Genomic DNA, 11,706 nt, shown 5'->3' with positions numbered 1-11,706 from the left:
ACTCATTAAGGCTTGCGCCTCAGTTGCAGCAAGCTCATCGTCTGTCATTTTCTGCATAGTTGTTGGTGTAGATGCATAACCGTGCATACTAAAACCGAATACTAATATAGTAGCAGTAAGAACCTTCAATTTAACCATCTTACACCTCACACTTCCATTTAGTTAGTAAAATTACCATTACGTGGAATCATGCTAAAATTACTATTCAAGCGTCCTCCTGTAATCGCAAGCTCACCCAAACGCTTCCCTTCAGTCCCAATGTTCAAAGGTGGATAGAAATTAATATCTCTTGCTCTAAAAACCCCATCAGTAGTACGATCTGGGTTAAAAGTTAATCCCGCATTGAAACTCACAACACCCTCACCAGATGTATGTCGACCGATTACAATCGCATTATTAAATCCAATCTTGCCTGTTAAGTTGTCTAACCCAATAGTTGAACCATCTATTGGATCGCTAATTTGAACAGTATTGCCTGTTCCTTTTAACTCCAGATTGCCTACAATATTTATTCGATTACCACTACCATCCGCTTTATATTCACTGTTTGGTATGAGAGAGAAATCTATATCTCCTCCCAGCCTTAATTTCAATCCAAATAGAACATCATCTTTTCGTGCAAAATTATCAGCCAACGCAGCATTTTGTGTCGAACATCCAGCAAGTGGCGAAGCTCCAACACAACTCCTATAGGTTGCACCAGGTAAATATCCAGCGGCAACCTCAGCAGCCATTACGATCAACATATCTTTTAAGCTGACATTGAAGCTACCATTTTCCACGCCAACACTACCTGTACCTTTAAGCAACATATCGATGTTTCGAAGCCCCATATAGTAGTCTGTCGGCTGAACACCTGCTGTTAAAGGATCTTTATCACCGCCATCGATTACTAAAATAGATGTAGTTTTATTACCAACATTAAAACCCTTCTGTTGATAAGCTGTTGAGGATGTTGATCGACTAAAGTCTTTATCAATTCCTTCTGTACTCATTGCTAAAGAAAAACCTAATCGTGGTGTTGTACCAGATGCTGCAACCGCTGTTCTTGTCCCATTTATTGAATAGTAATATACCTCGTTCGCATTTACTCTCGTACCCAACATCGCAATATTGGCATTCAGGTTATAAAATGGTAATGCCAATCCCCATTCGTTATTCATATGCTCATTAATGTTAGGCACGGCTGATCCAAATGTATCATTTGTTCTAGCACTATTAGTAAAACGTCCCCGACGAGATAAAGCTTGAAATTCACCACCACGCACAGCGATCAATAAACTATATGGATTAGTATCGGTCATGAGCATATGAATATTTTGACTATAATCACTTGGATTTGTTAGAAAACTACCATTACCAAATCGACTTGTCTGGAACGTATAATTTGCTGGCAAAAGAGCTGTCTTAGTATCAGCCAAGTTGATATATACATTACCACTATCAAAAGACCCACGAGAACCTTGTTGCAATCCCGTCAAATTACCAAATTCAAATCCATACGTATTTAAACCTGCTCCACCAATCTCTAATGTCGTAGCAGCGCCAGCGGAATCGTTATTCGCTGAGTTTGCTGCCAACATTGAATCATTTTCTCTAGTGAATTCTGCTTTCATACGAAAAGCCAAACCAGAATTACCCATAATATTATTTGTTGAATTAGTTGTATGGGAATTAGCTTGACCTAAAATATTGGTACCGTCTGGATTTCCATATTTATTGGTATTTGGATCTAATAAGTTAGCGGGATTTCTAGTAATTTCAGGATTTGATCTACCAGAACTATCTAAACCACGTAGTTGCAAAAAGCCATTAACCATTCGACCACTCGCACCGACACGAATCAATCCTTTTGCACCAGTTGGGCTATTTGTCGATGTGTCAATAGCATATGGATTCACTTGGCTTACATCGCCATTCAACATAAACTCTAAATTTAATCCCGAATTTGTAGTAACACCGTTAGAACCAGCTAACCCGTTTCCATAACTCCCAGTATTTGACAAAGTCGAAGATGCAGAGTCAGCTGTCCGTCTAAAATCGACATAACCATAATTTGCATTTGGTGATTGACTTAAAGAAGCTGGGGTTGGTTCTGAACCATCGCTATTTTTTGTATTTGTTTGTAGCCTAAAGCCCTCAACTCCATCAACAAACATAACTCCTTTCCCAAGGAAATTAAAGTTGAGGTTTTTTAAAATCAACTGATTTAACTGATTATTAACATTCGTTTGACCAAGATAAATATTCGCATTTCTCAAGCCTAAATCTAATATAGATTGGCTTGTTTTACTAAATAATCCATCGCGGGTTTTAAATTGGATACCAATCACAGAACTTGTTTGTACTGCAAGATTTCCAACAGGATCACTACAACGTTGCGTAGCTTCAGTATCACAAATTGCGAATGAATCTATAGTAATCAGCGAAGGATTTGTAGCTAATTCAAGCTCTAAACCAGTTTTCCCAGCTACGCCTGTAGTGCTTCCAATATTTATTTTATAATCAGTCCCTAACCCTAAATTTGAAGCATTACTTTGTTTTATTTTGAAACCATTTGCGACAGCACGTAAGGTATTATTTGTAGCAGCGTTACTTCCTCGACCTGCGTTATCCTCCCAGTAAAACTGCTCAACATTTACTTCATCATAGATCGTAGAAACATGAATTCCATCTTGCCCATTCACCCCTCTCAAAGCAGTATCATCTAATGCTTGCATTGCATAGGCAGAAGTCTGAATTAGCAACAAACTAAAGGCTAATGTATTAAGCACAAACTGTCGTTTTTCATTGTTATATTTCATCACGATCGTCCTTGTGAAATTCTCTCTAATCCTAACAACGTGGGTGTCCAGCATCACAACCGAACATGACTATATTGCCTTGCAATGCAAGATTTCCATTCATCATTAACCCTGTAAATCCAGTTTCACGACCAATGCCTGAATTTGTAGGGTGCCGACCATCAAATGTATTTGCTGCTGTGTAAGTTCCAACACCCGCTGTAGTAGGGACCAAATACCCAGGTACATTACCAGCGCCTTCATTTGGTACGCTATCTTTCTCAATCGACAAAGATTGATAACCGAAATTTCTGATCAAAATTGGAAAATTTTGACTGTAACTTAATTGTATTGCTGGTTTTATATAATTAGCATTTGCATCATTTACATAGGTTAAATCTACACCATCGATACCCAGTTTCTGAATATTAATCGTTCCTTGCATCCCTTTAAATACTAGCCATAATTTATTACCACTAACATCGTCAGCGACCCACGTACCTGAGCCTGGTGTCGTTTCTTTCAAAAAACGGTTATTTAAAGACAAACCAAGACGACAGAAACGTAAGTCAGAACAGACACTTGTATCAAAAACACCATTCAAACCTGTTTGGTTAAGCTGCAAATTTAAAGACAAATCCGCCCCAGCTTGACCTTGCACTGCCTCTAATTCTTGATTATCTAGGGTTTGCAACCCCGCATATGCTGTAGATAGGCTGGCTAATAATGCAGTTAGTGTAAAAATCATCTTTTTCATACATTCCTCCATTACAAGCCAGTTGTTGTGAATTTTAAATGTTGGATCAATAAGCCATCAATTGCGGCCGATCCAAAATTATTTGATGGCGCAGCAGCTTTGACAGGTGCTGTATTAGGAATACCGCCTGGCGTCGATATATGAATCTGGTTAGAAAAAGTTGTTCGATCAGTATTCGTCCAAGCACCGAATGCTTGCCAGTTCTGATTAAAGTATCTATTACTATATCCTTGACAACTTCCTAACCAGTTCGTACCCCCACTACAATAACGCTCATATCCGGTACTCCAGTCTCTAACTTGTTGCTGCACCTGAGTATACGTTTCATCACGCATGACAGTACCAGACTGTAGCGCACCAAAAGATATCCCTATCGCACCAACTCCATCAAAAGCTGATAATTGATTTGTTGCTGCATTATAGTTAGTTGATCCAATCGTTATACTACTATGGGTCGCAGTCGCTGCTTGATAATTATTTGAAATAACAGATGGTGTACCAGCTACATGCTCACCACAATAGTGAACATTACAAGTCGAGCCATAGTAACCGCCATTAAACTGCCAAGCTGCTGGATCTGTTGCAGTTACAGGGCGAGCATAGTTTGTATAAATTTTCTTATAAATACTTTCTTTATTCGGAATTCGAGCAATTTCAAGTGTTACATTTCGACCATCATTTGCAACACCCAAAACCAACGGTTGATAAAGAGAGCCCAAAACCAAATTTGAATTTAAATTGTAGATATATACAGCACCGTCATTAGCTGAAGACGCAGCAAAAGTAGGTGCTGTGCCACCATTGATCGCTGGTGTGCTCAAGAGACCTGTATCAGAAGTTTCTTTCGTCCCAATACGTAAAACCTTACCTGTTGAAGGTGCAGTCCAATTCGTTGTGGTTCTACTGGTTCTTGTCAATATTCTTTCTTGCTGACGACAATCGCCGCGTGAAAAAGTTGATAAATTACGTGCATCTGGACTTGTACTACTCACACCACAACCACCAGATGATGCAAAAATAGGACCAGCGCCATACGTTGCCATCCCGCTTGGCACGGTGTATGTATTCGTCGTTGCGACTCCTGCTGTCCATGCAGCTGTTGCCGTTGCCGTCCCTCGAGTGGCCGCAGTATTACTTGGTCCACTATTGAGCCTCAGCACACCATTTAAACCAAGCGTATTATTATAGAATTTACTCATTCCACCAGTATTGGATGCTCCACCTAAGGTTTGGAACATTTGAATACGACTACCGTTAATACCAAAACCATCCCAAACCGCATTCAATCGAATACGATTGGCGCGATTCGATGCCACCGTTCCATTCATTGCACCCAAGTTAAATTGGTCACCAGTTGCTGTCATGTTTTCAACAACATTAGGATTACGAACAAAAGCATCTGCCCACAAACCCAATTTCAAATTGTATGCATCTGCACCCTCGGCAGCCAATGTAGGAATTATCTTATTAAAAAGAGGCGCTTCTAATGCAAGATAAGTCACTGAACCGCTAGTTGTGGATGTAGGAGTTGGTGCATTAAAATCTGGCACATTATTTTCTGTAGCAACTTTTAATAACCAAGGGTTTGCTGCTGTACCCCAACTTGCAATACCCATATTACTAAAACGATTATTTGAATTACCATCAGCCTTAGAAATCGCCAATCCATAAAGGAAAAGATCTGCTTTCCCCACTGCTCTATCTTCAGGACCTACTGTGCCATTTTTATTTGTGTCTAATGAGGCTTGTGTAAGCGGACCAACAGGAATATAACGAATATAACCCGTATCTGGAAAATTTAAGGGAGTTGAACCATTTGCCAGCGGGTTTTCAGCGCCATTGAAGCGTAAAGAAAAATCACGAGGAAGGATTGCAATCCCTTCACCTGTGGTGTCACTTAAATGATCATCAGAAAGCAACTCTAGTGCAAAAACAGATCTGCTTAATAACAAGCCAATCAAACTTGCTAAAACAGTCCGTTTAAAAACCACCGTAGAAGTTAATCTAGTCATTTTGACCTTCCTATTTCCTTGATGCTCCGCATCATCGTTATTTTTCTTACATCGTTTTGAGTGACCAAATCTACCAAGATCAGTTAGCTTCCGAGCCACACTCAAACTTTATAGGCTATTTACGCCTAGGCATTCTCATTTTTTATTATGCCGAATATTTACACAAAAGCAAAAGAAAGTGGTCAAATGTTACATTTTTCCGATAAGTGAACCTGCGATAAAACACATCGTTTTTATTTTCTATTTGAATATTATGTGATTACTTTTATTAGAATCAAATTTGCAACAAAACCATATATCAATAGGCATTGTTGCAAATTGTAATTAGGATAATTAAGTCTTCGGTAACGTCACACCAGTTTGACCTTGGTATTTACCACCACGATCTTTATATGAAGTTTCACAGACTTCATCACTTTCAAAGAAAAGCATCTGAGCCACACCTTCGCCCGCATAAATACGTGCAGGTAAGTTTGTGGTGTTTGAAAACTCAAGTGTAACGTGACCTTCCCACTCAGGTTCTAAAGGGGTTACGTTTACGATGATACCGCAACGCGCGTAGGTCGATTTTCCTAAACACACGGTCAGTACATTGCGCGGGATACGGAAATACTCGATGGTACGCGCAAGTGCAAATGAATTGGGTGGAATGATACAGACATCAGATTCGATATCAATAAAGCTTTTCTCATCGAAATTCTTTGGATCAACAATGACAGAATGCACATTGGTAAAGACTTTAAACTCACGCGCACAACGGACATCATAGCCATAGCTTGAGACACCATAAGAAATCAACTTTTCTCCATTTTCATCGAAACGGACTTGATTTTCTGCATAAGGTTCAATCATGCCGTGTTTTTCGCTCATTTCACGAATCCAACGATCAGATTTTATTGCCATGTCTTTATATCCAAAAACGAAGTTGATGATTGGCAGCTACTTTAACGTAAAATGACATTAATGAAAACAACACCCCAATCGATATAACCAACCAAGTAAGAAACGTTGAAATCTTATAAATTGTTGAGTGCTGAATAACTGATCGGAATCGCAAAACTGACCAGCACAACTGAAGTCATACGCTGTAATTTAGATTGAGATAACCATGTTACTTTGTTGGTTGCCAAAACAGCACCTACAGCGATCCAAAATAACGCAATTGGGAGAATCAGAGCAACAAAAGTGCTCATGTGTGCAAAATAAATGTCTTGGCTCTTCCACGCAGTAGCTGGGAAAATCGCAGAAGCAAATAACAATGCTTTAGGGTTGAGTAAGGTGGCACAAAGTAATTCTCTAGATCTAATCGTCGGTTGATTTAATATCACTTCTTGATCTGCCGTACGCCACAATTTAAAAGCGAGAAATAAAATATAGCCTGCACTCAGCAACTTGAGAAAAACGGGCAATAAGGGCAATGTTGCGGAGACTTTACCAATCAACATCCCCCACACACTAATCGCAATGATATAACCGATCGCCTCTGCGGGGATCAACAGCAAAGACTTACGTAGCCCCACTTGGATACCAGAGGATGCAAGTAAGGTATTGGTCGGACCGGGCGTCAATAAAATCGTCGCAACCAATCCAATAAAAAACCATGAAATCATCGAATGACCTCACTAAAATTGTTTTTTAGATTAATCGAACAGCGATCCGATAGCAAAAAAATAACTGTAAGTAGTTATGCTGACATTCATATTAACCTCATATTTTATTTATACTTTATGATTTTCAATCCCTTATAACTCTAGAGTCACCTTAATAGTTTCGTATATTTTGCATACAACAGATAGAGTGTGCCTCAGCAAAAACGCCCATGGAAGTAAACTTTCATTGCTGCATCCAATCTTTTTGGCTTTTAAGTTTAGGCTAAGCAAAGCATGCTATTTTGAAGGGTACTGCTCTTTTACTTTGATACATTTCCCATTTTATGCCTAAGCTATTCTTTCAGAAATGGCTCCCCTCCTCGGAAAAAATCGCCAAACTTAAGTTGATGAAAGTTTTTGGTCCTCGCACCTTAAACCCCTTACTTTGGTATGTGAATCGTCACACCATTGCAAAAGCGATCTTTATTGGCACTTTTTGGGGCATCTTACCCGTACCTTTTCATAGCCTGTTTATCATCTTGAGTATTTTATACTTCGAGGTGAATCTGCCGATTGGCTTATGTCTGGCTTGGCTCACCAACCCATTGACGGTTGTGCCGATCCTATATGTCGGTTTTTGGTTTGGTGCTCAGATATATCAAGTCGAAATGATTAATAAAGAGATGTTACTTGGTGTGCTGCATCAAATGATCAATTGGTTGACCAATTTTGGTCACGGTCATATTGATTTAAATTTAGCAAAAATACTAATGTCTGGTCTGGTGGTTGAGGCACTGCTGTGTGCCCTGCTGTTTTACGTCGCTACACATTTAATTTGGCGTTGGGTGGTGATAAAGAATTGGAAATCACGTCATAAAAAAGGATCAATTCTTTAGTATAAAAAGCGTCGAAAAAAGTTGCCATCCCCCTCAGAATACGGTAAGAGTAGAACATATTTTATCGCGTCAAAATGAACAATCATATTAAATAAAGCAACCAAATGATGGATTTATGGTTTGCATACAATTAGGAGATAGCAATGAAAAAATGGCCCCAACTCATTTTACTCGGTTTAGCAATCACAGGTTTATCCGCTTGTTCTGACAATACTGGCAACAAAAATACAAGCCAAGAAGGAAGCAGCGCAACTGCAAATGCCAATAAACTCGAAACAAGATTTGTCAATATTGCAACGGGTGGAGCATCAGGTCCATATAATGTCATCGCAACAAATTTGGCTGAAATTTATCATAAAACTTATGGTGTAAACTCTAAAACACAGACCACTGGTGCTTCGGTTGAAAACCTAAATCTACTCAAACAAAACAAAGTCGAAATGGCTTTTGTGATGAGTGACAGCCTTACAGAAGCAGTGAATGGACAAGGGAGCTTCAAGGATAAAATCACCAATGTGCAACAGATAGCTGCACTCTATCCAAACTATGTGCAAATCGTCACATCAAAAAAATCTGGGATCAAAAGCATTGAGGATTTGAAAGGTAAACGTATCGCAGTGGGTGCTCAAAACTCTGGCGTTGAAGTGAATGCTCGCACTTTATTAAATGGTTTCGGTATTAGCTATAAAGACGTAAAAGTTGATTATTTAGGCTATGCAGAGGCGGCTGATGCACTTAAAGGCGGAAAGTTAGATGCAGCTTTCCTCACCAGTGGTATTCCAAATTCATCACTTATGGAATTACAGCGCGGCTATGATTTGCAGCTTGTCAGTATTGATCCTGAAAAAATTAAACAAATCGCCAAAGACCAAGCTTATTTCTTACCAATGATCATTCCAAAAGGCACCTATGACAATGCTGAAGATATTCCTACAGCAGCGATCATGAATGCTTTGGTTGTCCGTTCAGACCTTTCTGAAGACGATGTGTATAAGTTGACTAAAACATTCTTTGAAAGTTTGGATGCTTTAGCCAATAGTCATCAAGCAGCCAAAGACATCAGCTTGCAAGGTGCGCAACAAGGTTTAGTGACTCAACTACACCCTGGAGCGAAAAAATATTACGACGAAATTGCAGCAACAAAATGAAGTATCTAAGTGCAGCCTCGGCTGCACTTTTCTGTAGCGTGGTGCTATTGGGTATTCTAATGAGTTATCCCATTGCAAGCACACAGATCACAACGCCAAAACATCACTGCATTATCCGTGAAGCTGATTTTAATTTGCAATGGCGGCATTCTGTAGAAAAAACGTTATGGCTCGAAAATTACCAACGTAACAAAAATGGCTTCCAGCTCATTTATACGGACTTAATTTCTTTTGGTGCTGGAACACCAAGTGATTACCCAGTTATTTTTCAAAAGGATGGTGTGATCCGAATGTCGGTCAATCAACAAATCCCTGAGATCAACTGGACCGTTTCACGAAATATGCAAGGTCATATTTTACTAAAAGACAAAAGCTGGGCAATCGTAAACCAACTCCCCGATTATAGCCTTGTTCAGTTTAGAAGCACTTATACACCATTATGGAAGATCTGGTGGTTAGGAGAATGTGATGAATACACCGAATGATACCGTAACGCCAGAACAGTCAGATCAAGCAAAACAAAAAGAATTATTAGAAAAATTTGATAAGGAATCTGTAACACGCACGCCCAAACAGAAATCTGTTGGTCTATTTATTACCGTGTTAGCCATTTTTTACTCTCTGTTCCATTTGTTTATTACCTTTAATCCACTACCTGAACTGATCCAACGTTCAGCACACGTTTCGATTGGTATAGCCCTTATTTTCCTGTTATATCCAGCACGGCAAAGTAGCGATCGGCAACATATCGCTTGGTTCGACTGGATTTTAATGCTGGCATCACTCGCTTCATTTGGTTATTTATGGATTGAATATCAAAATATTATGACCTCGCGAGGAGGTATTCCAAATACCTTGGATATCGTGTTTGCCATTATGACTGTGGTTCTGGTGATTGAGGCGGCACGAAGAATCATGGGCTGGATGTTGCCTATTCTTGGGCTAATTTTTCTGGCTTATCCATTTATTAGTCATTTTAACTGGATGCCTGACCGCTTACTCACTCGACCTTATAGCGTCAGTGATATTTTCGGGCAAATGTATTTAAAAACGGAAGGTCTTTATTCATCTGCGATTGGCGCGTCAGTGACCTTTATCTTCCTGTTTATTTTATTTGGTGCATTTCTAGCCAAGTCTGGTATGGGCAAACTATTCAATGATCTCGCGATGGCTTTAGCAGGACACAAACAAGGTGGGCCTGCAAAAGTTGCTGTGATTTCTAGTGGTTTTATGGGAAGTATTAACGGCACAGCCGTTGCGAATGTGGTGGGAACAGGTTCATTTACCATTCCATTGATGAAAAAAATTGGTTATAACAAAAATTTCGCAGGTGCAGTGGAAGCAAGTGCTTCCGTTGGTGGTCAGATTCTACCGCCAATCATGGGGGCGAGTGCCTTTATCATGGCAGAAACAACAGGGGTCAGTTATGGCACCATTGCCCTCGCAGCGATCTTACCTGCATTGTTGTATTACCTCGGCGTGATTTCACAAGTCCATTTCCGTGCAGGTCGTGACAATCTCAAAGGCTTACCCAAATCAGATTTGCCTCGTGTCAAAGAAGTACTGAAAGAACGTGGACACTTGCTCATTCCGATCGTGGCGTTGGTGTTTTTCTTATTTCAATCCATGCCTGTCAGCTATGCCGCGGTCTATACCATTCTATTAACCATCGTTGTCGCTAATCTGCGTAAAACAACGCGGATGGGAGTTAAACAAATTTTAGAGGCACTTGCGGATGGTGCCAAACAATCTTTATCGGTAATGTCTGCCTGTGCTGTGGTTGGTCTGATCATTGGTGTGGTGAGTTTAACCAGTTTCGGCTCGGTAATGACCTCGTATATCATGAGTGTCGGCGCAGGAAATCTGTTCCTTACGCTGTTATTTACCATGGTGGCATCGATGATTTTAGGCATGGGGCTTCCATCTATTCCTGCCTATATCATCACGGCAACGATGGCAGCACCTGCACTGGCTCATTTTGATGTGCCGATTCTTGTTGCACACATGTTTGTATTCTATTTTGGTTTATTTGCCAATATTACCCCTCCTGTTGCTTTGGCTGCTTTTGCTGGGGCTGGTATTTCAGGTGGCGACCCGATGAAAACAGGATTTCAAGCACTTAAATTATCCTTAGCTGGTTTTATTGTGCCGTTTCTGTTTGTTTATAATCCAGCCATGTTGATGATCGATACCACCAATGTGGCAATGAATGCCCGTGAGTTTGCCCTACCTTCGATTTGGAGCATTGTCAGCATCGCGACGACATCGATTATCGGTATTCTAGCCTTAGGTGCAGCAGTAGAGGGCTATTTCAAAACCACGATGAACTGGCTATGGAGATTGGTGTTAGGCGTTGGGGCATTGATGATGATTGTGCCAGAACCGATGACTGATCTCGTTGGTGTTGTTATTGTTGGGGTTTGTATTGCCATGAATATCGCACAAGCGAAAAAAGAAACGGGTTCTACACCGCCTCAATCCGCTCACTAGCACTATTCACGATTAATAGTGATGTGAATAA

The 11,706-nt window shown here is 40.1% G+C and carries 9 protein-coding genes; 4 read left to right on the top strand and 5 right to left on the bottom strand.

The features are described 5' to 3' along the window. Window positions 1-158: 158 nt before the first annotated feature. The 5 genes from J2Y37_RS10770 to J2Y37_RS10750 form a co-directional block, all read right to left on the bottom strand. A complete protein-coding gene (locus J2Y37_RS10770) occupies window positions 159-2,804 on the bottom strand; it encodes a DUF6160 family protein (RefSeq protein WP_349032817.1) in 2,646 nt (881 codons plus the stop codon). 31 nt (window positions 2,805-2,835) lie between these two features. Next, window positions 2,836-3,540: a DUF6160 family protein gene (locus tag J2Y37_RS10765; RefSeq protein ID WP_349032816.1), complete on the bottom strand. Its 705-nt coding sequence runs from the start codon at window positions 3,538-3,540 to the stop codon at window positions 2,836-2,838. Between the two features lie 11 nt (window positions 3,541-3,551). Continuing rightward, the gene (locus J2Y37_RS10760; protein ID WP_349032815.1) at window positions 3,552-5,552 is read right to left on the bottom strand and encodes a hypothetical protein; all 2,001 of its coding nucleotides are present in this window, start codon (window positions 5,550-5,552) and stop codon (window positions 3,552-3,554) included. 333 nt (window positions 5,553-5,885) lie between these two features. Then, on the bottom strand, window positions 5,886-6,455 hold the full coding sequence (gene dcd, locus J2Y37_RS10755; protein ID WP_004669899.1) for a dCTP deaminase: 570 nt from the start codon (window positions 6,453-6,455) through the stop codon (window positions 5,886-5,888). A 113-nt stretch (window positions 6,456-6,568) separates the two neighbouring features. Next, on the bottom strand, window positions 6,569-7,162 hold the full coding sequence (locus J2Y37_RS10750) for a LysE family transporter (RefSeq protein ID WP_349032814.1): 594 nt from the start codon (window positions 7,160-7,162) through the stop codon (window positions 6,569-6,571). A 323-nt stretch (window positions 7,163-7,485) separates the two neighbouring features. On the opposite strand from J2Y37_RS10750, the gene J2Y37_RS10745 reads away from it, so the two are divergent. The 4 genes from J2Y37_RS10745 (at window position 7,486) to J2Y37_RS10730 (ending at window position 11,675) form a co-directional block, all read left to right on the top strand. After that, window positions 7,486-8,037 (top strand): DUF2062 domain-containing protein, encoded by a 552-nt coding sequence (locus J2Y37_RS10745; protein WP_349032813.1) that lies wholly within the window; start codon window positions 7,486-7,488, stop codon window positions 8,035-8,037. Window positions 8,038-8,180: 143 nt separating this feature from the next. Beyond that, window positions 8,181-9,185: a TAXI family TRAP transporter solute-binding subunit gene (locus tag J2Y37_RS10740; RefSeq protein WP_004669896.1), complete on the top strand. Its 1,005-nt coding sequence runs from the start codon at window positions 8,181-8,183 to the stop codon at window positions 9,183-9,185. Beyond that, the gene (locus J2Y37_RS10735) at window positions 9,182-9,670 is read left to right on the top strand and encodes a DUF1850 domain-containing protein (protein WP_349032812.1); all 489 of its coding nucleotides are present in this window, start codon (window positions 9,182-9,184) and stop codon (window positions 9,668-9,670) included. The genes J2Y37_RS10740 and J2Y37_RS10735 overlap by 4 nt, the downstream gene beginning before the upstream one ends. After that, a complete protein-coding gene (locus J2Y37_RS10730) occupies window positions 9,654-11,675 on the top strand; it encodes a TRAP transporter permease (protein WP_349032811.1) in 2,022 nt (673 codons plus the stop codon). Before J2Y37_RS10735 ends, J2Y37_RS10730 begins: the two co-directional genes overlap by 17 nt. Window positions 11,676-11,706 lie beyond the last annotated feature (31 nt).

It is taken from the genome of Acinetobacter sp. 3657 (assembly GCF_031456775.1).
Classification (GTDB): domain Bacteria; phylum Pseudomonadota; class Gammaproteobacteria; order Pseudomonadales; family Moraxellaceae; genus Acinetobacter.
The sequence above is the reverse complement of the archived record's forward strand: the minus strand, read 5'-3'. Positions and strand labels throughout refer to the sequence as shown.

Coding starts and splice junctions, on each gene's coding strand:
- J2Y37_RS10735 (WP_349032812.1), top strand. CDS start 9,182: ATGAAGTATCTAAGTGCAGCCTCGGCTGCACTTTTCTGTAGCGTGGTG.
- J2Y37_RS10760 (WP_349032815.1), bottom strand. CDS start 5,552: ATGACTAGATTAACTTCTACGGTGGTTTTTAAACGGACTGTTTTAGCA.
- J2Y37_RS10730 (WP_349032811.1), top strand. CDS start 9,654: ATGAATACACCGAATGATACCGTAACGCCAGAACAGTCAGATCAAGCA.
- dcd (WP_004669899.1), bottom strand. CDS start 6,455: ATGGCAATAAAATCTGATCGTTGGATTCGTGAAATGAGCGAAAAACAC.
- J2Y37_RS10765 (WP_349032816.1), bottom strand. CDS start 3,540: ATGAAAAAGATGATTTTTACACTAACTGCATTATTAGCCAGCCTATCT.
- J2Y37_RS10750 (WP_349032814.1), bottom strand. CDS start 7,162: ATGATTTCATGGTTTTTTATTGGATTGGTTGCGACGATTTTATTGACG.
- J2Y37_RS10770 (WP_349032817.1), bottom strand. CDS start 2,804: ATGAAATATAACAATGAAAAACGACAGTTTGTGCTTAATACATTAGCC.
- J2Y37_RS10745 (WP_349032813.1), top strand. CDS start 7,486: ATGCCTAAGCTATTCTTTCAGAAATGGCTCCCCTCCTCGGAAAAAATC.
- J2Y37_RS10740 (WP_004669896.1), top strand. CDS start 8,181: ATGAAAAAATGGCCCCAACTCATTTTACTCGGTTTAGCAATCACAGGT.